This is a genomic window from Klebsiella sp. F11 (genome assembly GCF_056712265.1).
Genome location: NZ_CM160060.1, coordinates 3751784 through 3775771, shown reverse-complemented (window position 1 = coordinate 3775771; position 23988 = coordinate 3751784). Strand labels below are relative to the sequence as shown.

The window sequence follows — 23988 nt, the reverse complement described above, 5'->3', positions numbered from 1 at the left end:
TCAGGAATTTTTATGAAGCTCAATGGAAAACGCAGGAAAGTCTGGTGGCTACTGGCTATTGGCGTGCTGGCTCTGGTCATCTGGGGATGGCGGGTGCTGAACGCGCCGCTGCCGAACTATCAGACTCTGGTGGTGCGTAAAGGCGATCTCCAGCAGAGCGTGCTGGCAACCGGTAAGCTGGACGCGGTACGTAAAGTCGACGTTGGCGCGCAGGTGAGCGGGCAGCTGAAAACGCTGCGCGTGAGTATCGGCGACAAGGTACAGAAGGATCAGCTGCTGGGGGTTATCGATCCCGAGCAGGCGGAGAACCAAATTAAAGAAGTCGAAGCGACGCTGATGGAGCTGCGCGCGCAGCTGAATCAGGCCCGCGCCGAACGTCAGCTTGCCGCCGTGACCCTGGCGCGTCAGCAGCAGCTGGCGCAGCGCCAGCTGGTTTCCCGCCAGGAGCTGGATACCGCGGCCACCGATTTAGCGGTCAAAGAGGCGCAAATTGGCACCATCGAGGCGCAGGTCAAGCGCAACCAGGCCACGCTGGATACGGCGAAAACTAACCTCGATTACACCAAAATTGTGGCCCCGATGTCCGGGGAAGTGACGCAAATCACCACTCTGCAGGGGCAGACGGTGATTGCCGCCCAGCAGGCGCCGAATATTCTGACCCTCGCCGATCTCAGCACCATGCTGGTGAAGGCGCAGGTCTCTGAAGCGGACGTTATTCACCTGCGCGCCGGGCAAAAAGCGTGGTTCACCGTGCTTGGCGACCCGCTTACCCGCTACGAAGGGACCCTGAAGGACGTTTTACCCACTCCGGAAAAGGTGAACGACGCCATTTTCTACTATGCCCGCTTTGAGGTCCCCAACCCGCAGGGGATCCTGCGTCTTGATATGACGGCCCAGGTCCATATCCAGATGGCGGAAGTGAAAAATACGATCGCTATTCCGCTGAGCGCGCTGGGGGACGCCGTCGGTGAAAACCGCTATCGCGTGCGGCTGCTGCGCGCCGGCGATGTCAAAGAGCGGGAGGTCACTATCGGCGCGCGCAACGATATCGATGTGGCGATAGTGAAGGGCCTGGACGAAGGCGATGAGGTTATCATCGGGGAAAGCGCGCCCGGGACGACTAAATGACGGCGCTGCTCGAACTGCGTGATATCCGCCGCAGCTATCTCTCCGGCGACGGGAGCGTCGATGTCCTCAAGGGGGTCACGCTGAGCATCGCCGCCGGAGAAATGGTGGCCATTGTCGGGGCTTCCGGCTCCGGTAAATCGACCCTGATGAATATCCTCGGCTGCCTCGATAAGCCGAGCAGCGGCACCTATCGGGTGGCGGGAACGGACGTATCGCGGCTCAGCGGCGACGAGCTGGCCCGGCTGCGGCGAGAGCATTTTGGCTTTATCTTCCAGCGCTACCATCTGCTGTCGCACCTGACGGCGGTACAGAACGTTGAGGTGCCGGCGGTCTACGCTGGCACTGAACGGCAGGCTCGCCTGGAGCGCGCCCGCGAACTGCTGGTGCGGCTGGGGCTTGGCGATCGGGCGGAATATCAGCCCTCGCAGCTCTCCGGCGGCCAGCAGCAGCGGGTGAGCATCGCCCGCGCGCTAATGAACGGCGGAGAAGTTATTCTGGCGGATGAGCCGACCGGCGCGCTGGACAGTCATTCCGGCGAAGAGGTGATGGCGATTCTGCACCAGCTGAAATCGCAGGGGCATACGGTGATTATCGTTACCCACGATCCGCTGGTCGCAGCGCAGGCCGAGCGGATCATTGAGATCCACGATGGCGAGATCGTGAGTAATCCGCCGCCTCAGGGGACAGGCAGCGCCGGCGTTATTCGCCAGAACTCTGCGGCCGAACCCTCCGCCTGGAGTCAGTTCAGCAGCGGCTTTCGCGAGGCGCTGGTGATGGCCTGGCGGGCCATGACCGCCAATAAAATGCGCACCCTGCTTACCATGCTCGGCATTATTATCGGCATCGCTTCGGTTGTGTCGATTGTGGTGGTGGGAGATGCGGCGAAGCAAATGGTGCTGGCGGACATTCGCGCCATCGGCACCAACACGATCGATGTCTATCCCGGGAAGGATTTCGGCGATGACGATCCCCGCTTTCAGCAGGCGCTGAAGTATGACGATCTGCTGGCTATTCAAAAGCAGCCCTGGGTCAGCTCGGCGACGCCCGCGGTATCGAAGAACCTGCGCCTGCGCGCCGATAATATCGACGTCGCCGCCAGCGCCGAGGGCGTCGGCGCGCAGTACTTTAACGTCTACGGCATGACCTTTAGCGAAGGCAATACCTTCAATGAGCTGCAGCTAAGCAGCCGGGCGCAGGTGGTGGTGCTGGATAGCAATACGCGGCGCCAGCTGTTTCCGCACAAGGCGCGGGTGGTAGGCGAGGTTATTCTGGTTGGCAATATGCCCGCGACGGTGATCGGCGTGGCGGATGAGAAGCAGTCGATGTTCGGTAGCAGCAAAATCCTCCGCGTCTGGTTGCCCTATACCACTATGGCTGGAAGAGTGATGGGACAGTCGTGGCTGAACTCAATCACCGTGCGGGTGCGCGAAGGATACGATAGCGCCACCGCCGAACAGCAGCTGCTGCGTCTGTTCGAACTGCGGCACGGTAAAAAAGATGTTTTCACCTGGAATATGGACAGCATCTTGAAAACGGCGGAACGGACCACACATACTCTACAGCTGTTTCTGACGCTGGTCGCGGTTATCGCGCTGGTGGTTGGCGGCATCGGGGTGATGAATATCATGCTGGTATCGGTAACCGAACGAACCCGTGAGATCGGTATCCGCATGGCGGTCGGCGCGCGGGCCAGCGACGTGCTGCAGCAGTTTCTGATTGAGGCTGTTTTAGTGTGTCTGGTGGGCGGCGCGCTGGGGGTGACGCTCTCGCTGATGATTGCCTTCGTGCTGCAGCTGTTTTTGCCTGGCTGGGAGATTGGCTTCTCCCCGCTGGCGCTGCTGACGGCGTTTTTGTGTTCGACGCTAACCGGCGTGCTGTTTGGCTGGCTTCCTGCGCGAAACGCCGCCCGTCTCGATCCGGTGGATGCGCTGGCGCGCGAGTAGCGGCAAAAAAATGCCAGTCAGAAGGACTGGCATTTTACTGGCAGGATGTACACAATGAAGCGAAAGAGTTATGCAGTCGCTTCCGCTTCTACAGGAACAATCACGCTGGCGTGATTACCTTTCGGTCCCTGGTGAACATCAAACCGAACGGATTGTCCGGCTTTTAGCGTTCTGTAACCATCCATCTGAATGGTGGAGTAATGGGCGAAAATGTCTTCGCCTCCGCCCTCAGGGCAAATAAAACCAAACCCTTTGGCATTGTTGAACCACTTAACAGTACCCATTTCCATACTTCGACATCCTTCGTAATTCTTTCTAAGTAAGATGGAATGAACCGGTAGTGGAGTGACGAGTTGTTCAAATGCTCGCCAACTCTCGCCAGTACAATTTAGAGAAATACGAAAAGGCGTCAAGCGATTGACGGTAGGGGAAGGCGAAAAATGCGTCAAAATTTGAAGCAGTTAACGCTATTGCCGGGGAATGTGACAGACATCGCGGATGGAAGTAATAGATGATAGTTATCTATGTTCTATTGTAGATTTGTGATGGACATAACTTTTGATCATCGACAGGCCGCCGCCTGTTGGCAACAGCAACCGATGATGAATACTGACGATGAGTAAGAAAGATTGGCTGGACTTCGATCAGCTGCTTGAAGACGAAGTGCGCGATGAGCTTAAACCACCATCGATGTATAAAGTGATATTGCTCAATGATGACTACACTCCAATGGAGTTTGTTATTGACGTGTTACAAAAATTCTTTTCTTATGATGTAGAACGTGCAACGCAACTGATGCTGACGGTTCACTATCAAGGTAAAGCGATTTGTGGTGTATTTACCGCAGAGGTTGCGGAAACCAAAGTCGCGATGGTGAGCCAGTATGCGAAGGAGAACGAGCATCCATTGCTGTGTACGCTAGAGAAAGCCTGAAGACAGGCATGAAAATTGGGGGAGGTGCCTATGCTCAATCAAGAACTGGAACTCAGTTTAAATATGGCTTTCGCCAGAGCGCGCGAGCACCGTCATGAGTTCATGACCGTCGAGCACTTGCTGCTGGCGCTGCTCAGCAACCCTTCGGCCCGGGAAGCGCTGGAAGCGTGTTCCGTGGACCTGGTGGCGCTGCGTCAGGAACTCGAAGCCTTCATCGAACAGACCACGCCTGTTCTACCCGCCACGGAAGAAGAGCGCGACACTCAGCCGACGCTGAGCTTCCAGCGCGTACTGCAGCGTGCAGTCTTCCACGTACAATCCTCTGGCCGCAGCGAAGTGACCGGCGCCAACGTTTTGGTCGCTATTTTTAGCGAGCAGGAGTCGCAGGCGGCCTACCTGCTGCGTAAACATGAAGTCAGCCGCCTTGACGTGGTGAACTTCATCTCTCACGGTACGCGTAAAGACGAGCCGAGCCAGCCTTCCGAAAACAGCGGAAGCCAGCCCAGCAATGAAGAGCAAGCAGGCGGGGAGGATCGTATGGAAAACTTCACCACCAACCTCAATCAGCTTGCTCGCGTAGGCGGAATCGATCCGCTGATTGGCCGCGAAAAAGAGCTGGAGCGCGCCATTCAGGTCCTGTGCCGCCGTCGTAAGAACAACCCGCTGCTGGTGGGTGAGTCCGGCGTCGGTAAAACCGCGATTGCCGAAGGGCTGGCCTGGCGAATTGTGCAGGGCGACGTGCCGGAAATCATGGCCGACTGCACGATCTATTCGCTGGATATCGGCTCCCTGCTGGCAGGAACGAAATACCGCGGTGATTTTGAAAAACGCTTCAAAGCGCTGCTGAAGCAGCTGGAGCAGGATACCAACAGTATTCTGTTCATCGATGAGATCCACACCATCATCGGGGCGGGCGCCGCTTCCGGTGGCCAGGTCGATGCCGCCAACCTGATTAAACCGCTGCTCTCCAGCGGCAAGATTCGGGTGATGGGCTCGACGACCTATCAGGAGTTCAGCAATATCTTCGAAAAAGACCGCGCGTTGGCCCGGCGTTTCCAGAAGATAGACATTACTGAACCTTCGGTAGAAGAAACGGTGCAGATTATTAACGGCCTGAAGCCGAAGTACGAGGCGCATCATGATGTGCGCTACACGGCGAAAGCGGTGCGTGCGGCGGTTGAGCTGGCGGTGAAATATATTAACGATCGTCATCTGCCGGACAAAGCGATAGATGTTATCGACGAAGCGGGCGCGCGGGCGCGGCTGATGCCGGCCAGCAAGCGTAAGAAAACGGTTAACGTGGCGGATATCGAATCGGTGGTGGCGCGCATTGCCCGCATCCCTGAGAAGAGCGTCTCCCAGAGCGACCGCGATACGCTGAAAAATCTTGGCGATCGCCTGAAAATGCTGGTCTTTGGTCAGGGTAAGGCGATCGAGGCCTTAACCGAAGCCATCAAGATGGCGCGCGCCGGACTGGGCCACGAGCATAAGCCGGTGGGCTCCTTCCTGTTCGCCGGGCCTACCGGCGTCGGGAAAACCGAAGTCACCGTACAGCTGGCCAAGGCGCTCGGTATCGAGCTGCTGCGCTTTGATATGTCCGAGTATATGGAGCGTCACACCGTCAGCCGTTTGATCGGCGCGCCTCCGGGCTACGTTGGTTTCGATCAGGGCGGGCTGCTGACCGATGCGGTGATTAAACATCCGCACGCGGTGCTGCTGCTTGATGAGATTGAAAAAGCGCATCCGGACGTCTTTAACCTGCTGCTGCAGGTGATGGACAACGGTACGCTGACCGACAACAACGGCCGTAAGGCGGACTTCCGCAACGTGGTGCTGGTGATGACCACCAACGCCGGCGTGCGCGAAACCGAGCGTAAGTCGATTGGCCTTATCCATCAGGATAACAGCCCGGATGCGATGGATGAGATCAAGAAGATCTTTACGCCGGAGTTCCGTAACCGCCTCGACAACATTATCTGGTTCGATCACCTGTCAACGACGGTGATCCATCAGGTGGTGGATAAGTTTATCGTCGAGCTGCAGGTTCAGCTGGATCAGAAAGGCGTGTCGCTGGAAGTGAGTCAGGAAGCGCGAGACTGGCTGGCGGAAAAAGGCTATGACCGGGCAATGGGCGCGCGTCCAATGGCGCGGGTGATTCAGGATAACCTGAAGAAACCGCTGGCCAACGAGCTGCTGTTTGGTTCGTTAGTCGACGGCGGACAGGTTACCGTCGCGCTGGATAAAGAGAAGAGTTCGCTGACCTATGACTTCCAAAGTGCGCAGAAGCACAAACCGGAAACGGCGCATTAATTCTTACTCTAAAACGTCAAAAACCGGCCTGTGGGCCGGTTTTTTTATGTCCGCAGTCGCTTAGCGGAGAGAGGATGTAAAAAGACCGGGAATTATCCCGGCCTTTCGCATCTAACGCCACGAGGGCGGAAAACTATCAGCGACTACGGAAGACAATGCGGCCTTTGCTCAGGTCGTACGGGGTCAGCTCAACAGTCACTTTGTCGCCCGTCAGAATGCGGATGTAGTTCTTACGCATTTTACCGGAAATATGCGCAGTTACCACGTGACCGTTTTCCAGTTCTACGCGGAACATTGTGTTAGGCAACGTGTCAAGTACGGTGCCCTGCATTTCAATATTGTCTTCTTTGGCCATCTAGTCCTCTGGGGTATCACTACCGTAGTTTTGAACCGGCAAGATAATGCCGAAGTTCAGCGAGTAAGTAAAGTTTTACGTTTATACCGCTACACTTCGCGTTGCATCCACGCTGGCTGCGTTCATCGGCCCCGGCTACCTGTTTCGGTAAGCGCTGGGGAGCCGTTCACTTGCCGCCCGCCTGCAACCCGATCTATTGCGTGTCTATAGACTTTATCTTGCTGGCTGCCTTAGTTCTCACGGTCACATAGTTATTGATGCAGCCTGGCGTTTGGTTTGTCGTCCCGGCGCATCATGAATAAGTTTGGGTTTAAATCACTGAAGTAGTTTTGGCGCATTGCCCGGAATGCACGCGGATAAACCGCACGACAGGCGCAAACGTAAAGGGGGGAGTGACAGAACGATGGGCGTTATCTGACTCTTATTATTCCCAAACGGCGGCGGGGCAACGGGCAGAAGCTACTCTACCGCGAAATTATACCATCCCGGCGAAGAATGTGCTGAAAACATTTACGCATTGCCGGTAAATAGCACCCTCGGTACCCAAAATCGTTCCGGTAAACGCTGGCTGCGCAACTGCGCCAGGCGATCGAGATAGTCGCGGCGGGGAATTTCGACGGCGCCCAGCGACGCGGTGTGATTATTGAGCACCTGGCAGTCAATGAGCTGGCCGCCATCGCGCATAAACGCCTGGCAGAAGACCAGCAGAGCCGTTTTCGACGCGTTTTCCGCATGGCTGAACATCGACTCGCCGCAAAACAGCGTCCCCTGAGCCACGCCGTACATCCCGCCAACCAGAGTCTCGTCGCGCCACACCTCAATTGAGTGCGCGTGCCCCAGCTCGTGCAGCTGGTGGTAGGCCTTGACGATGCCGGGAGTAATCCAGGTGCCCTCATCGCGATTGGTGGCGCAGCCCTCAATCACTTCGCCAAAAGCATGGTTTAGCGTTACGCGATAGGGGGAGCGCTGGTGGAAGCGCTTCATGCTGCGGCTGAGATGAAACTCTCCGGGCCACAGCACCGCGCGGGGATCGGGAGACCACCATAAAATAGGGTCCCCCGGTGAGAACCACGGAAAGATGCCGTGCTGATAGGCCATCAGCAGGCGCGCCGGGCTAAGATCGCCCCCCAGCGCCAGCAGGCCATTCGGTTCACGCAGGGCGCCTTCCGGAGCGGGGAAGGCAATGGACTGACGGGAGAGCTGAACCAGACGCATTTTAACCTCAATACGCACCAGTAATTGTCCAGTATATTCGCTGTCTTTCAGGCGTCAGCATGCAATCTGCGCCGTGGCCGGCGGCCAGGGGCTCGCATAGCGCGCTTGCCTGAAACTCATAGAGTATATACACAAAATCATTCGGGGTGCCCTGCGGCGATGGCCCGATAACGATTGACCTACAGGCGCTGCTTAAACTGGTAGTAACGCCCCTGTTGAGCCAGCAGTTCTGCGTGACTACCTTGCTCAATAATCTTGCCGTTGTCCATGATAATTATCTGATTAAAACGCGCCAGCCCGCGCAGGCGGTGGGTGACCATCAGCACGGTTTTTTCTTTCATTACTTCGGCAAGTAAATCAAGGATTTGACTTTCCGTTGTGGCGTCCAGGCCTTCGGTCGGCTCATCAAGCAGCATCAGCGGCGCGTCGTGAAGCAGGGCGCGGGCAATCGCCAGCCGGCGCAGCTCGCCGCCGGAAAGCTGGCGGCCGCCTTCTCCGAGCCAGCCGTTGAGGCCGCCGCCGTCGAGTAGTTTGCCCAGGCCAACCCGCTCGAGGACGTTTGCCAGATGCGCGTCGCTCGCCTGCGGCGCCGCCAGCAGCAGGTTGTCGCGCAGGGTAGCGCTAAACAGGTGCACGCGCTGAGGAACCACGCTCATTGCGCGGCGCAGGGTCGTCTCGTTGAGCTGCGTAAGCGGCCAGTCGTTGAGCAAAATCTCTCCCCGGGCCGGATCCCAGGCGCGGGTAAGCAGCTGCAGCAGGGTCGATTTTCCGCAGCCGGTACGTCCGAGAATGGCGATATGCTCGCCGGCGGCAACCTGTAACGAGAGATTCTCCAGCGCCGCGGTGGGCTGCTGCGGATAGCTAAAGGTGACCTGATTCAGCGTCAGCGCCACGCGTGAGAAGGTCTGCTCCGCGTTTTGCGCAAAAGTGACTTCCGGTGGCTGCTCGGTGATTTGCGTAATCCGCCGCGCGGAGGCAATGACCTGTCCGAGGTGCTGGAACGCGCCGGTGACCGGCGCCAGCGCCTCAAACGCCGCCAGGGCGCAGAAAACGAAGAGCGCGATCAGCGCGCCAGGCTGGCTGTTACCGCCCACGTCGGCGGAGGTCAGCCACAGCATTGCAATCACCGCGACACCGCCAATCAGCAGCATCAGCGCCTGGGAAAGCGCCGTAAGTTCGGCCTGACGGCGCTGGGCCTCCTGCCAGCGCTGTTCCGTTTTCTCCAGCTGCTCGCGGTAGCGATCGCTGGCGTTAAACAGCATCAGCTCCGCCTGTCCCTGCAGCCAGGCGGTGAGCTGCTGGCGGTACTGGCCGCGCATTTGGGTTATGGCCTCGCCGGCAGGTTTACCGGCCCGGTAAAACAGCGGCGGCAGTATCAGCACGGTCAGCAGCATAATACCGCCCAGCGTCAGGGCCAGCGTGACGTCCAGAATGCTTAAGCCGACGGTGACCACCAGAATAACCACCAGCGCTCCTACCAGCGGCGAAATAACCCGCAGATAGAGGTGATCCAGGGTATCGACGTCGGCAACGATGCGGTTAAGCAGCTCGCCCTGACGAAAGCGCGCCAGCCCGGCAGGGGAGAGCGGCAGCAGCTTGCTGAACGTGAAAACGCGCAGATGCTGCAGGACGCGAAAAGTCGCATCGTGGCTCACCAGCCGTTCAAAGTAGCGCCCGGCGGTACGAATAATCGCCGCGCCGCGCACGCCGGCGGCGGGCAGCATGTAGTTAAAGCTGTAGATACCGGCAACGCCGACAACGGCCGAGGCCGACAGGAACCAGCCTGACAGCGTTAGCAGCCCGATGCTGGCCAGCAGGGTGATGATCGCCAACACCACGCCGAGCATCAGCAGCCACAGGTGCCGCTTGTACAGCGCCAGATAAGGTAATAATGCGCGCATTTAAATCTCCTCCTGACGATGGGCCAGCAGGGTCGCGAAGGGCCCTTCAGCGGCGGCAAGCTGCGAGTATTGGCCCTGCTCGACGATCTGTCCGTTTTGCATCACCCAGATAGCGTCCCAGCCGGCTATACCTTCGAGCTGGTGAGTGACCATCAGCGTGGTTTGCTGCGAAGAGGCGTTTGACAGGGCCTGCATCACCCGCTGTTCGCTGTGGGCGTCAAGGCTGGCGGCGGGCTCATCGAGCAGCAGCAGGCGGCAGGGAACCAGCAGCGCGCGGGCGACGGCGATACGCTGCGCCTGGCCAACCGAGATGCGGGCCGCCTGATCGCCAACGGGCGTATTAATGCCCTGCGGCAGCTGCGAGATAAATTCGCTTACCCAGGCCTTGTCCAGCGCCAGCTGAAGCTGCGCCTCGGTCGCTTCAGGCCACGCCAGAAGCACGTTTTCCCGCAGCGTGGCCGCAGGCAGCTGCGGGTTTTGCCCGACCCAGCTCAGCATCCGAAGCCAGCGCTGGCTATCAAGATCGCGCAGCTCAACGCCGTTGACCATCAGCGAACCTTCATAGGGCAGAAAGCCCGCCAGCGTATTCAGCAGCGAGCTTTTGCCGGAGCCGCTTTGTCCGACCAGCACCACCCGTTTACCGGCCGGCAGGGAGAAGTTCAGCGGTCCCGCCAGCACTTTACCTTCCGGCGATTTGATGCGCAGATCGCGCGCTTCGAGGCTCACCAGTTCGCTGTCGCTAAGCACCTTCTCGCCGCGCTCGGCCTGCGCCAGCGGCGTTTCCATAAAGGCCTTCAGGCTATCCGCCGCGCCGATGGCCTGCGCCTTAGCATGGTAAAAGGTGCCGAGATCGCGCAGGGGCTGGAAAAACTCCGGCGCGAGGATCAGGGCCAAAAAGCCGGCCATCAGGGTGACGCCCGCGCCGTAATGGCCAAAGTTAAGTTCGCCCAGGTAGGAGAAACCGAAATAGACCGCCACCAGCGCGATGGAGAGGGAAGTGAAAAATTCCAGTACCCCGGAGGAGAGAAAGGCGAGACGCAGAACGTCCATCGTGCGCTGGCGGAAATCCTGCGAAGCCTCGCGGATATTGTCGGTTTCCGCGGCGCCGCGATCGAAGATTCGCAGCGTTTCCATACCGCGCAGGCGGTCAAGGAAGTGGCCGCTCAGCCGCGCCAGCGCCTGGAAGTTGCGGCGGTTTGCATCCGCGGCACCCATGCCGACCAGCGCCATAAACAGAGGGATCAGCGGCGCGGTGCCGAGAAGAATCAGCGCTGCCGCCCAGTTAATCGGGAAAATAGTGATAACGATGAGCAGCGGTACGCACGTGGCCAGGGTCATCTGCGGTAGGTAGCGCGCATAGTAATCGTGCATATCGTCGATTTGCTCGAGGATAAGCGTCGCCCAGCTGCCCGCAGGCTTGCCCTGGATCCACGCCGGGCCGGCCTCCTGCAGACGGTCGAGCACCTGGCGGCGGATCTCATAGCGGATATGCTGCCCGGCATAAAATCCCACCCGCTCGCGCAGCCATACCACCCACGCGCGAAGGACGAAAACCAGCACCAGCACGGTAAACGGCAGCACCAGCGCCGTAGCCGGAATATTTTCCATTATCATGCGGTGCAGGATCCGCGCCAGCAGCCAGGCCTGAGCGACGATCAGCAGGCCGCTGACGACGCCCAGCGCGCGGGAAATCATCAACCAGCGACGGGAGAGAATGCTCTGTTCTTTTAACCAGCGGGTTAACTCTTGTTGACGGGTTTTATTCATTGCGCACTTAGCAGGTGGAGTTATAAGTTTTTGGGCACGGCAATGTTACAACGCGGAAAAAATAAAGGCGACTTTTCGTCGCCTTCTTTACCTTTGTTACTGACTTGTAAAGATTATTTGCAAGCGTCAGCCAGACCGTCGAGATAGCGTTCGGCGTCCAGCGCGGCCATACAGCCGGTGCCGGCAGAGGTAATGGCCTGACGGTAGATATGGTCCATCACGTCGCCGGCGGCGAAGACGCCAGCAACGCTGGTCTGGGTCGCGTTGCCGTGAATGCCGGACTGAACTTTGATATAGCCGTTTTCCAGCTCCAGCTGACCTGCAAAAATCGCCGTGTTCGGGATGTGGCCGATAGCGACAAACAGGCCTGCGACTTCCAGCGACTCGACATTGTCGGCATTCTGCGTATCACGCAGGCGCAGGCCGCTGACGCCCATCTGGTCGCCGGTCACTTCTTCCAGAGTACGGTGGGTATGCAGCACGATGTTGCCGCTTTCCACTTTGTCCATCAGGCGTTTGATGAGAATTTTTTCCGCGCGGAAGGAGTCACGACGGTGGATCAGGTGGACTTCAGCCGCGATGTTAGAAAGATACAGCGCTTCTTCAACCGCGGTATTGCCGCCGCCGATAACCGCGACTTTCTGGTTACGGTAGAAGAATCCGTCGCAGGTCGCGCAGGCGGAAACGCCGCGGCCCTTAAAGGCTTCCTCAGACGGCAGGCCGAGATAGCGAGCGGAAGCGCCGGTAGCGATAATCAGCGCGTCACAGGTGTATTCGCCGCTATCACCGATCAGGCGGAACGGGCGGTTCTGCAGGTCGACGCTGTTGATATGATCGAAAAGAATTTCGGTTTCGAACTTGGCCGCATGCTCGTGCATACGTTCCATCAGCAGCGGTCCGGTCAGATCGTTCGGATCCCCTGGCCAGTTTTCCACTTCCGTGGTGGTGGTCAACTGACCCCCTTTTTCCATCCCGGTAATCAGCACCGGATGCAGGTTTGCACGTGCGGCATAGACCGCAGCGGTGTATCCCGCAGGTCCAGAACCAAGAATTAGCAGCTTACTGTGTTTGGCCGTGCCCATGAGAACCCCATAATTTATTGGCATACATTGGGCTGGATTGTAGGGAATTTGTTGGCGTAAAAAAAGAGCATAGCGATTTTGTTAACGATATGTGCAATAGCAGCCGCCGATGAGCTGGCGATTTAACGAACGAAGAATATAACTAATTCTACTGTCAGCAGCACAATTATAAGAGGAAAACATGAGAATCAACGGGGGTGGATAATGAATATCTGGCATCTTGTACTAAAAATCGATGTTTTGCTTTGACAATCCCCTGTGCTTTTGCGAAAACATTCATGGAAGAAAAAAAGCAGCGTTTTGCGTGTGGCGAATTTTCATGCATGCAAATGCCATTTTTATCCGGGTTAGCGAAATCTACGCATGGTGTGGACAGACGCCATGCGTGATATCGGTGGCTGCCGTCAGGCAACGGGCTTCTCACGTACCCCTGGGTTACTCAAGTCGTACGGGTAAGAACAGGATGGGCTCTGGCAGTGAAGGCTCAGAGTCAGAACAGGAGTAGGGAAGGAATACAGAGAGACAATAATAATGGTAGATAGCAAGAAGCGCCCTGGCAAAGATCTCGACCGCATCGATCGTAACATTCTGAACGAGTTACAAAAAGATGGACGTATTTCTAACGTCGAACTTTCTAAACGGGTGGGACTTTCTCCGACGCCTTGCCTTGAGCGCGTGCGTCGACTGGAAAGACAGGGTTTTATTCAGGGCTATACGGCGCTGCTTAACCCGCATTATCTGGATGCATCACTTCTGGTATTTGTTGAGATTACTCTGAATCGTGGCGCGCCTGATGTGTTTGAGCAATTTAACGCCGCTGTGCAAAAACTTGAAGAAATTCAAGAGTGTCATCTGGTATCCGGCGATTTCGACTACCTGTTGAAAACCCGCGTACCGGACATGTCAGCGTATCGTAAACTACTGGGCGAAACCCTGCTGCGCCTGCCGGGCGTAAACGACACCCGTACCTACGTGGTCATGGAAGAGGTCAAGCAGAGTAATCGTCTGGTAATTAAGACGCGCTAACACGGAACAGGTGCAAAATCGACGTAGTTTGATTACACTCCTGTTAATCCATACAGCAACAGTGCCGGGGAGACCCGGCACTGTTGTCCGTTTTAGCAGCAGGCAGGAAACAGCCTGATACCTGGAGAGCCTTTTTTGAGCCAGGAATACACCGAAGACAAAGAAGTCAAACTGACGAAGCTAAGCAGCGGGCGCCGACTCCTTGAGGCGTTACTTATCCTTTGCACCCTTTTTGCCATCTGGCTGATGGCGGCCTTACTCAGCTTTAATCCCTCGGATCCAAGCTGGTCGCAAACGGCCTGGCACGAGCCTATCCACAACATCGGCGGCACGCCGGGAGCCTGGCTTGCCGATACGCTATTTTTCATTTTTGGCGTAATGGCTTATACCATTCCCGTGATTATCATCGGCGGCTGCTGGTTTGCCTGGCGCAACCAAACTAACGACGAGTACATCGACTATTTCGCCGTTTCGCTGCGCTTAATTGGCGCGCTGGCGCTGATCTTGACCTCCTGCGGCCTTGCCGCTATCAACGCCGATGATATCTGGTATTTCGCCTCCGGCGGGGTCATTGGCAGCCTGCTGAGCACCACTCTGCAGCCGCTGCTGCACAGCAGCGGTGGAACTATCGCGCTGCTCTGCATCTGGGCGGCGGGTTTAACCCTGTTTACCGGCTGGTCGTGGGTCAGCATTGCCGAAAAGCTCGGCGGCGCGATCCTTTCGGTCCTCACCTTCGCCAGTAACCGCACCCGTCGGGACGATACCTGGGTTGATGAGGACGACTATGAAGATGACGAAGACGACGAGGCGATGAAGCCGCAGGGCTCGCGTCGCGCGCGAATTCTACGCAGCGCCTTAGCGCGTCGCCAGCGTCTGGCTGAGAAGTTTTCCAACCCGATGGGGCGCAAGACCGACGCCGCGCTGTTCTCCGGTAAGCGCATGGATGATGCCGAGGAGGACGTTCAGTTCAGCGCCAACGGCGCGCCGGTTGCGGCAGACGATGTGCTGTTTTCTGGCGCCAGCGCCGCGCGTCCGGCCGATGCGGACGACGTCCTGTTCTCCGGCGCCAGCGCCACGCGCCCGGGGGACTTTGACCCCTACGATCCGCTGCTGAACGGCCATAGTATTGCCGATCCGGTCAGCGCGGCTGCGGCAGCCACCGCGGCGCCGCAGGCGTGGGCTGAGCCGGTAGTCGGCCAGGCTCCGCAGGCCGGCTGGCAGCCGGAGGCGCAGGCGTACCAGACTGAGCAGACGCCGGTGCAGCAGCCTCACTATCGCCCTGAGCCAACATATCCACCGCATCAGGCGTATCAGCCTGAGCCACAGTATCAGCCGCAGCAGGCATATCAGCCTGAGCAGGTGCAGGTGCAGCAGCCTCACTATCAGCCTGAGCCGCAGTATCAGCCGCAGCAGGCATATCAGCCTGAGCAGGCGCCGGTGCAGCAGTCTCACTATCAGCCTGAGCCACAGTATCAGCCGCAGCAGTCATATCAGCCTGAGCAGGCGCCGGTGCAGCAGCCTTACTATCAGCCTGAGCCACAGTATCAGCCGCAGCAGGCATATCAGCCTGAGCAGGCGCCGGTGCAGCAGCCTTACTATCAGCCTGAGCCACAGTATCAGCCGCAGCAGGCGTATCAGCCTGAACAGGCGCCGGTACAGCAGCCTGCTTATCAGCCTGAGCCGTACGCAACTGCGCCCGCCGTCGAGCCCGAAGCTCCGCAGGAAGAGCTCAAGCCGCAGCGTCCGCCGATGTACTACTTCGAAGAAGTCGAAGAGAAGCGCGCGCGTGAACGCGAACAGCTTGCCGCCTGGTATCAGCCGATTCCGGAGCCTGCCAGCCCGATTGCGACTAAACCGATCTCTTCGCCGCCGCCATCGTCGCCCGTTGATGCCGCCGCGGTAACCACCCTGGTCGCCGGCGTACACCAGGCCACGGGCGCTGGTGCAGCCGCCGCTGCGGTGGCCTCCGCAGCGTCATCCGCCGAGCCGCTGTTCAGTCCGGCAGCGGGCGGGCCGCGCGTGCAGGTCAAAGAGGGCATTGGTCCGAAGCTGCCGCGTCCTAATCGCGTCCGCGTCCCGACGCGCCGCGAGCTGGCATCGTACGGTATCAAGCTGCCCTCTCAGCGCATCGCGGAAGAGCGAGCTCGTCAGGCGGAGCTTGATCAAAATTATGACGATGAACCGCTCACCGATGAAGAAGTTAGCGAACTGGAGCAGGGGGAGCTGGCGCGTCAGTTTGCCGCAACCCAGCAGCAGCGCTACGGTGAGGTCTACCAGGCTGACGAAGCCGATGATGACGATTCGGCCGCCGAAGCCGAGCTGGCTCGCCAGTTTGCCGCCTCCCAGCAGCAGCGCTACAGCAGCGAGCAGCCGCGTGGCGCGAATCCGTTCTCGCCGGCTGATTATGACTTCTCGCCGATGAAAGCGCTGGTAGACGACGGCCCGAGCGAGCCGCTGTTTACGCCGATGCCTGAAGCTCAGCCGTCGGTACCGCATCAGCAGCCCGCACAGCAGCAGCCGACGCCGCACTATCAGCCGCCACAGCCTGCGTACCAGCAGCAGCCGGTTCAGTCTGCGCCAGCGCAGGGCTATCAGCCGCCGCAGGCCCCTCAAGTGCATATGCAACCGTCGGCCCAGCAGCCGGCGCCGCAGCCGCAGGAGAGCCTGATTCACCCGCTCCTGATGCGCAACGGCAACAGCCAGCCGGTGCCGCGGCCGACGACGCCGCTGCCGTCTCTGGATCTGCTGACCCCGCCGCCGAGCGAGGTCGAGCCGGTTGATACCTTCGCGCTGGAGCAAATGGCGCGCCTGGTGGAAGCCCGCCTCGCCGATTTCCGCATTAAAGCGGATGTGGTGAACTACTCGCCTGGCCCGGTTATCACCCGCTTTGAGCTGAATCTGGCGCCGGGCGTAAAGGCCGCGCGTATTTCTAACCTGGCGCGCGACCTGGCCCGTTCGCTATCCACGGTTGCCGTGCGCGTCGTGGAGGTCATTCCGGGCAAACCGTACGTCGGCCTGGAGCTGCCGAATAAGAAGCGCCAGACCGTCTACCTGCGTGAAGTGCTGGATAACACCAAGTTCCGCGATAACCCGTCGCCGCTGACCGTGGTGCTGGGCAAGGATATCGCCGGCGATCCGGTGGTTGCCGATCTGGCTAAAATGCCGCACCTGCTGGTTGCCGGTACCACCGGCTCCGGTAAATCGGTCGGCGTCAACGCCATGATCCTCAGCATGCTCTACAAGGCGCAGCCGGAAGATGTGCGCTTCATTATGATCGACCCGAAAATGCTCGAACTGTCGGTCTATGAAGGGATCCCGCATCTGCTGACCGAAGTGGTCACCGATATGAAAGACGCGGCTAACGCTCTGCGCTGGAGCGTGAACGAGATGGAGCGCCGCTATAAGCTGATGTCCGCTTTGGGCGTGCGTAACCTGGCGGGCTACAACGAGAAGATTGCCGAGGCGGCGCGCATGGGGCGGCCAATTCCGGATCCGTACTGGAAGCCGGGCGACAGCATGGATGCGGTTCATCCGGTGCTGGAAAAACTGCCTTACATCGTGGTGCTGGTGGATGAGTTCGCCGACCTGATGATGACCGTGGGTAAGAAAGTCGAAGAGCTGATTGCTCGCCTGGCGCAGAAGGCGCGTGCGGCGGGTATTCACCTCGTGCTGGCGACCCAGCGTCCGTCGGTTGACGTGATCACCGGCCTGATTAAGGCCAACATCCCGACGCGTATCGCGTTCACCGTGTCGAGCAAAATTGACTCGCGCACCATTCTCGACCAGAGCGGCGCCGAATCGCTGCTGGGAATGGGGGATATGCTCTACTCCGGGCCGAACTCGACTATTCCTGTGCGCGTGCACGGAGCATTTGTCCGCGACCAGGAGGTCCATGCGGTCGTTCAGGACTGGAAGGCGCGCGGGCGTCCGCAGTATATCGACGGCATCACTTCGGATAGCGAAAGCGAAGGCGGCGGCGGTGGATTTGACGGCGGGGAAGAGCTGGATCCGCTGTTCGACCAGGCGGTCAGTTTCGTTACCGAGAAGCGCAAAGCCTCTATCTCCGGCGTTCAGCGTCAGTTCCGTATCGGCTATAACCGCGCCGCGCGCATCATCGAACAGATGGAAGCGCAGGGCATCGTCAGCGAGCAGGGCCACAACGGCAACCGCGAAGTGCTGGCGCCGCCGCCCTTCGAGTGAGTGCAAAGTTGGGTAAATAAGAGCAAAATCAGCCTATTCTTCTGTCCCGCCGCGCCAGGCGGTCCTACATTAGGGGCAGAAGAGGCTCCCGGGCCGGGAGCGACGCACATTGACGGACATTAAGGAATAACAATGAAAAAACTCGCAATCACCTGTGCATTACTGTCTGGATTTGTTGTCAGTCAGGTGTGGGCAGATGCCGCCGGCGATTTGAAAAGCCGTCTGGATAAGGTGAGCAGCTTCCACGCCAGCTTTACGCAGAAAGTGACCGATGGCAGCGGCAATGCGGTACAGGACGGACAGGGCGACCTGTGGGTGAAGCGGCCGAATCTGTTCAACTGGCACATGACCCAGCCGGATGAAAGTATTCTGGTCTCTGACGGTAAAACGCTGTGGTTCTATAACCCGTTCGTTGAGCAGGCGACCGTCACCTGGCTGAAAGACGCCACCAGCAACACGCCGTTTATGCTGATTGCGCGTAACCAGTCTAACGACTGGCAGCAGTATAATATTAAGCAAAACGGCGATGATTTTGTCCTGACGCCGAAAAGCGGCGGCGGTAACCTGAAGCAGTTCACCATTAATGTTGGGCGTGACGGCACCATTCATCAGTTCAGCGCGGTAGAGCAGGACGACCAGCGCAGCAGCTACCAGCTGAAGTCTCAGCAAAACGGTGCGGTCGATGCATCTAAGTTTACCTTTACGCCGCCGCAAGGGGTTACGGTGGACGATCAACGTAAATAGAGGCGAATGTGGGCAATCTGTCGCTCGATTTTTCCGACAATGCGTTTCAACCTCTGGCCGCCCGTATGCGGCCAGAAAATTTAGCGCAGTACATCGGCCAGCAGCACCTGCTGGCACCGGGTAAACCTTTGCCGCGGGCAATTGAGGCCGGGCATCTTCATTCGATGATTCTGTGGGGCCCGCCGGGCACCGGAAAAACCACCTTAGCGGAAGTGATTGCCCGCTATGCCAGCGCCGATGTCGAGCGGATTTCGGCCGTGACCTCCGGCGTGAAGGAGATCCGCGAGGCCATCGAACGCGCCCGGCAGAATCGTAATGCCGGTCGGCGCACAATCCTGTTTGTCGACGAAGTCCACCGCTTCAATAAAAGCCAGCAGGACGCTTTCCTGCCGCATATCGAAGATGGCACCATCACCTTTATCGGCGCGACCACGGAAAACCCCTCTTTTGAACTCAACTCTGCGCTGTTATCCAGAGCCCGCGTCTATCTGCTGAAATCGCTGACCACGGAAGATATAGAGCAGGTATTAACGCAGGCGATGAACGATACCGGCCGCGGCTACGGCGGGCAGGATATTGTGCTGCCTGACGAGACGCGTCGGGCGATAGCCGAGCTGGTAAACGGCGACGCGCGCCGCGCGCTGAATACGCTGGAGATGATGGCCGATATGGCCGAAACCGACGCCGCCGGTCAGCGGGTGCTGCAGGCCAGTCTGTTGACCGAAATCGCCGGGGAGCGCAGCGCGCGTTTTGATAACAAGGGCGACCGTTTTTACGATTTAATTTCGGCGCTGCACAAGTCCGTGCGCGGCAGCGCGCCGGACGCCGCGCTGTACTGGTATGCGCGGATCATCAGCGCCGGCGGCGATCCGCTGTACGTTGCCCGCCGCTGTCTGGCGATCGCCTCGGAAGACGTCGGTAACGCCGACCCTCGGGCCATGCAGGTCGCTATCTCCGCCTGGGACTGCTTTACCCGCGTCGGCCCGGCGGAGGGCGAACGGGCGATTGCTCAGGCCATTGTTTATCTGGCCTGCGCGCCGAAGAGCAACGCCGTTTACACCGCCTTCAAAGCGGCGATGGCCGACGCCCGCGAACGCCCGGACTACGACGTGCCGGTCCATCTGCGCAATGCGCCGACGAAGCTGATGAAAGAGATGGGCTATGGCCAGCAGTATCGCTACGCCCACGATGAGCCCAACGCCTATGCCGCCGGCGAGGAGTACTTCCCGCAGGAAATGGCGCAAACGCGCTATTATCGGCCAACAAACCGAGGGCTTGAGGGGAAAATTGGCGAAAAGCTCGCCTGGCTTAGCGAACAGGATCAAAATAGCCCCACAAAACGCTACCGCTAACAGAGGCGTTGCGGTAAGGTTATCACGATATTCCGGTGGTCGTAGTCTGCGGCCACTTTTCATTTTATTAATTCGATAAGCACAGGATAAGCATGCTCGATCCCAATCTGCTGCGTACCGAGCCAGACGCAGTCGCTGAAAAACTGGCACGTCGGGGCTTTAAGCTGGATGTAGATAAACTGCGCGCTCTGGAAGAGCGTCGTAAAGTTCTGCAGGTTGAAACTGAAAATCTGCAGGCGGAGCGCAACTCCCGATCGAAATCCATTGGCCGGGCGAAAGCGCGTGGGGAAGATATCGAGCCGTTACGCCTGGAAGTGAACAAGCTTGGCGAACAGCTGGATGCGGCGAAATCCGATCTGGACGCGCTGCTGGCCGAGATCCGCGACATCGCGCTGACCATTCCGAACGTCCCGCATGATGACGTTCCGCTGGGTAAAAGCGAAAACGACAACATCGAAGTGAGCCGCTGGGGAACCCCGCGCGAGTTCGATTTTGCCGTGCGCGATCACGTGACTCTGGGCGAAATGCACGGCGGGCTGGACTTCGCCGCGGCGGTCAAGCTGACCGGCTCGCGCTTCGTGGTGATGAAGGGCCAGCTGGCTCGCCTGCACCGCGCGCTGTCGCAGTTTATGCTGGACCTGCATACCGAACAGCACGGCTATAGTGAAAACTATGTTCCGTATCTGGTAAACCAGGATACGCTGTACGGCACCGGCCAGCTGCCGAAGTTCGCCGGCGACCTGTTCCATACGCGTCCGCTGGAAGAAGAGGCGGACAGCAGCAACTACGCGCTGATCCCGACCGCCGAAGTTCCGCTGACCAACCTGGTGCGCGATGAGATCATCGATGAAGACGATCTGCCGATCAAAATGACCGCGCACACGCCGTGCTTCCGCTCTGAAGCGGGATCCTACGGTCGCGATACCCGCGGCCTGATCCGTATGCACCAGTTCGACAAAGTTGAAATGGTGCAGATCGTCCGTCCGGAAGACTCTATGGCGGCGCTGGAAGAGATGACCGGCCACGCGGAAAAAGTTCTGCAGCTGCTGGGCCTGCCGTATCGTAAGGTGGCGCTCTGCACCGGCGATATGGGCTTCAGCGCATGCAAAACCTACGATCTGGAAGTGTGGGTGCCGGCGCAGAATACCTACCGCGAAATTTCCTCCTGCTCGAACGTCTGGGACTTCCAGGCGCGCCGCATGCAGGCGCGCTGCCGCAGCAAGTCCGATAAGAAAACGCGCCTGGTCCATACGCTGAACGGCTCCGGCCTGGCGGTGGGTCGTACCCTGGTTGCGCTGATGGAAAACTATCAGCAGGCTGACGGCCGTATCGAAATCCCGGAAATTCTGCGCCCCTACATGCGCGGCCTTGAGTTCATCGGCTGATTTTTCGATCTCCATCTCAAAAGCGCCTTCGGGCGCTTTTTTTTCATCTTCTTCTTGATGCCGGGCAATAACCCGTCTGTTTAACCCTTCCATACTCCCTTTGAGTTAAAGCAGCATAAAAAACTAATAAAAGATAATTACGTTATATATATAACTATATAACGCTTATTGGTAAATTGTGAGCAACCAAAGCGAGTGTCCATGAAAATTAAAGCCCCCGATGCTTTACTGGCTGCCGAGGTAAGCCGGCGTGGTTTAATGAAAACCACGGCGATTGGCGGTCTGGCAGTGGCCAGTAACGCATTTACTTTACCCTTCACGCGCATTGTCCATGCCGCCGACGCCCTGTCGCCGGTAAGCGAAACGGTAACCTGGAGCGCCTGTACCGTTAACTGCGGTAGCCGCTGCCCGCTGCGCATGCACGTTGTTGATGGCGAAATTAAATACGTTGAAACAGATAATACCGGTGACGATAGCTACGAAGGTCTGCACCAGGTGCGCGCCTGCCTGCGCGGGCGTTCGATGCGTCGTCGCGTCTACAATCCCGATCGCCTGAAGTACCCGATGAAGCGCGTGGGTAAACGCGGTGAAGGAAAATTTGAACGCATCAGCTGGGAAGAGGCGTTCGATACCATTGCCGGCAATATGCAGCGCCTGATCAAAGACTATGGCAACGAATCTATCTACCTGAACTACGGGACCGGAACCCTGGGCGGGACCATGACCCGCTCCTGGCCGCCGGGAAAAACGCTCATTGCCCGCCTGATGAACTGCTGCGGCGGCTACCTTAATCACTATGGCGACTACTCCTCCGCGCAGATCGCCGCAGGGCTGAATTACACCTACGGCGGTTGGGCCGACGGCAACAGCCCGTCGGATATTGAAAACAGCCAGCTGGTAGTGCTGTTTGGTAATAACCCGGGCGAAACGCGAATGAGCGGTGGCGGGGTGACCTACTATCTGGAGCAGGCGCGACAAAAATCCAATGCGCGGATGATTATCATCGATCCGCGCTATACCGATACCGGCGCCGGTCACGAAGACGAGTGGATCCCGATCCGCCCGGGTACCGACGCGGCGCTGGTCTCGGCGCTGGCGTGGGTGATGATTACGGAAAACCTGGTCGATACCCCGTTCCTCGATAAATATTGCGTTGGCTACGATGAAAAAACGCTCCCTGCCGACGCGCCGGCAAACGGCCACTATAAGGCCTGGATCCTGGGCCAGGGCAGCGACGGTATCGCCAAAACGCCGACATGGGCGTCAACCATTACCGGCATTCCGGTCGATCGCATTGTGAAGCTGGCCCGCGAAATTGCCGGCGCGAAGCCCGCTTATATCAGCCAGGGCTGGGGGCCGCAGCGTCACGCTAACGGTGAAATTGCCACCCGGGCGATCTCAATGCTGTCTATTCTGACCGGCAACGTCGGCATTAACGGCGGCAACAGCGGCGCGCGCGAGGGATCATACGATCTGCCGTTTGAGCGTATGCCGACGCTGGATAACCCGGTTGAGACCAGCATCTCCATGTTTATGTGGACCGACGCGATCGAACGCGGTCCGGAGATGACGGCTCTGCGCGACGGAGTTCGCGGCAAAGATAAGCTCGATGTGCCGATCAAGATGATCTGGAACTATGCGGGCAACTGCCTGATCAACCAGCACTCGGATATCAACCGCACCCACGAAATTCTGCAGGACGAGAAGAAGTGCGAGATGATTGTGGTGATCGATTGCCATATGACCTCGTCGGCAAAATATGCCGATATCCTGCTGCCGGACTGCACCGCCTCCGAGCAGATGGACTTCGCGCTGGATGCCTCCTGCGGCAACATGTCGTACGTTATCTTCACCGATCGGGCGATTAAGCCGCGCTTTGAATGTAAAACGATTTATGACATGACCACGGCGCTGGCAAAACGCATGGGCGTGGAGCAGCAGTTTACCGAAGGCCGCAGTCAGGAAGGCTGGATGCGCTATCTGCACGAGCTTTCCCGTAAAGCGATCCCCGACCTTCCGGACTTTGACACCTTCCGCAAGCAGGGGATTTATAAACAGCGCGACCCGGAAGGGCACCACGTTGCCTATAAGGCGTTCCGCGACGATCCACAGGCCAATCCGCTGACCACGCCATCGGGAAAAATCGAGATCTATTCGCAGGCGCTGGCAACAATTGCGGCCACCTGGGAATTGCCCGAAGGGGATGTGATCGATCCGCTGCCGATTTATACCCCGGGCTTTGAGAACTATAACGATCCGCTGATCGAGAAGTTCCCGCTGCAGCTGACCGGCTTCCACTATAAATCCCGCGTTCACTCAACCTACGGCAACGTCGACGTGCTGAAGGCCGCCTGTCGCCAGGAGATGTGGATTAACCCGCTGGATGCGAAGACGCGCGGTATCGGCAACGGCGATCGGATTCGTATTTTCAACGCCCGCGGCGAAGTGCATATCGAAGCCAAAGTGACGCCGCGTATGATGCCCGGCGTCGTCGCCCTGGGTGAGGGAGCCTGGTATAACCCGGACGCCGGCCGCGTGGATCAGGCGGGGAGTATTAACGTGCTCACCACCCAACGTCCGTCGCCTCTGGCGAAAGGAAATCCGTCGCACACCAACCTCGTCCAGGTTGAGAAGCTGTAAGGAATAA

Annotated in this window: 16 protein-coding genes; 10 read left to right on the top strand and 6 right to left on the bottom strand. The window is 58.5% G+C overall.

The window, feature by feature from the left end; all coding sequences use genetic code 11:
- The first annotated feature begins 12 nt into the window (after positions 1 to 12).
- Both macA and macB read left to right on the top strand, forming a co-directional pair.
- Positions 13 to 1128 (top strand): macrolide transporter subunit MacA, encoded by a 1116-nt coding sequence (macA, locus tag AC1M2H_RS18710; RefSeq protein WP_480148551.1) that lies wholly within the window; start codon positions 13 to 15, stop codon positions 1126 to 1128.
- Positions 1125 to 3071, top strand: a complete 1947-nt coding sequence (gene macB, locus AC1M2H_RS18705; protein WP_480148550.1) for a macrolide ABC transporter ATP-binding protein/permease MacB — start codon at positions 1125 to 1127, stop codon at positions 3069 to 3071. Before macA ends, macB begins: the two co-directional genes overlap by 4 nt.
- Positions 3072 to 3139: 68 nt before the next feature.
- On the opposite strand, the gene cspD is transcribed toward macB, so the two are convergent.
- Complete coding sequence (cspD, locus tag AC1M2H_RS18700; protein WP_426815306.1) at positions 3140 to 3361, bottom strand: cold shock-like protein CspD; 222 nt, start codon at positions 3359 to 3361, stop codon at positions 3140 to 3142.
- 325 nt (positions 3362 to 3686) lie between these two features.
- On the opposite strand from cspD, the gene clpS reads away from it, so the two are divergent.
- On the top strand, positions 3687 to 4004 hold the full coding sequence (clpS, locus tag AC1M2H_RS18695; protein WP_095095606.1) for an ATP-dependent Clp protease adapter ClpS: 318 nt from the start codon (positions 3687 to 3689) through the stop codon (positions 4002 to 4004).
- Between the two features lie 30 nt (positions 4005 to 4034).
- Positions 4035 to 6314: an ATP-dependent Clp protease ATP-binding subunit ClpA gene (gene clpA, locus AC1M2H_RS18690; RefSeq protein ID WP_464414792.1), complete on the top strand. Its 2280-nt coding sequence runs from the start codon at positions 4035 to 4037 to the stop codon at positions 6312 to 6314.
- Between the two features lie 136 nt (positions 6315 to 6450).
- Here clpA and infA read toward each other — a convergent pair whose 3' ends face one another.
- The 5 genes from infA to trxB all read right to left on the bottom strand — a co-directional run bounded on the left by infA (position 6451) and on the right by trxB (position 12634).
- Complete coding sequence (gene infA, locus AC1M2H_RS18685) at positions 6451 to 6669, bottom strand: translation initiation factor IF-1 (RefSeq protein ID WP_002211347.1); 219 nt, start codon at positions 6667 to 6669, stop codon at positions 6451 to 6453.
- Between the two features lie 510 nt (positions 6670 to 7179).
- The gene (aat, locus tag AC1M2H_RS18680) at positions 7180 to 7884 is read right to left on the bottom strand and encodes a leucyl/phenylalanyl-tRNA--protein transferase (protein ID WP_480151982.1); all 705 of its coding nucleotides are present in this window, start codon (positions 7882 to 7884) and stop codon (positions 7180 to 7182) included.
- A gap of 179 nt (positions 7885 to 8063) precedes the next feature.
- Positions 8064 to 9785 (bottom strand): heme ABC transporter ATP-binding protein/permease CydC, encoded by a 1722-nt coding sequence (gene cydC / locus AC1M2H_RS18675; RefSeq protein WP_480148549.1) that lies wholly within the window; start codon positions 9783 to 9785, stop codon positions 8064 to 8066.
- Complete coding sequence (gene cydD / locus AC1M2H_RS18670) at positions 9786 to 11552, bottom strand: heme ABC transporter permease/ATP-binding protein CydD (protein WP_480148548.1); 1767 nt, start codon at positions 11550 to 11552, stop codon at positions 9786 to 9788.
- Between the two features lie 113 nt (positions 11553 to 11665).
- A complete protein-coding gene (gene trxB / locus AC1M2H_RS18665) occupies positions 11666 to 12634 on the bottom strand; it encodes a thioredoxin-disulfide reductase (protein ID WP_480148547.1) in 969 nt (322 codons plus the stop codon).
- Positions 12635 to 13165: 531 nt separating this feature from the next.
- Between trxB and lrp the strand changes: the two genes are divergently transcribed.
- The 6 genes from lrp (at position 13166) to dmsA (ending at position 23981) form a co-directional block, all read left to right on the top strand.
- Positions 13166 to 13660 (top strand): leucine-responsive transcriptional regulator Lrp, encoded by a 495-nt coding sequence (lrp, locus tag AC1M2H_RS18660; protein ID WP_000228469.1) that lies wholly within the window; start codon positions 13166 to 13168, stop codon positions 13658 to 13660.
- Between the two features lie 135 nt (positions 13661 to 13795).
- Positions 13796 to 17860, top strand: coding sequence for a DNA translocase FtsK (ftsK, locus tag AC1M2H_RS18655; protein WP_480148546.1), 4065 nt, complete (start codon positions 13796 to 13798; stop codon positions 17858 to 17860).
- Between the two features lie 132 nt (positions 17861 to 17992).
- Positions 17993 to 18604 (top strand): outer membrane lipoprotein periplasmic chaperone LolA, encoded by a 612-nt coding sequence (lolA, locus tag AC1M2H_RS18650; protein WP_480148545.1) that lies wholly within the window; start codon positions 17993 to 17995, stop codon positions 18602 to 18604.
- Positions 18605 to 18612: 8 nt separating this feature from the next.
- Positions 18613 to 19956 (top strand): replication-associated recombination protein RarA, encoded by a 1344-nt coding sequence (gene rarA, locus AC1M2H_RS18645; protein ID WP_480148544.1) that lies wholly within the window; start codon positions 18613 to 18615, stop codon positions 19954 to 19956.
- A gap of 92 nt (positions 19957 to 20048) precedes the next feature.
- Entirely contained in the window at positions 20049 to 21341 is a 1293-nt protein-coding gene (gene serS, locus AC1M2H_RS18640) for a serine--tRNA ligase (RefSeq protein WP_480148543.1), read from the top strand.
- Between the two features lie 201 nt (positions 21342 to 21542).
- Positions 21543 to 23981 (top strand): dimethylsulfoxide reductase subunit A, encoded by a 2439-nt coding sequence (gene dmsA, locus AC1M2H_RS18635; protein WP_480148542.1) that lies wholly within the window; start codon positions 21543 to 21545, stop codon positions 23979 to 23981.
- The last annotated feature ends 7 nt before the right edge of the window (positions 23982 to 23988 follow it).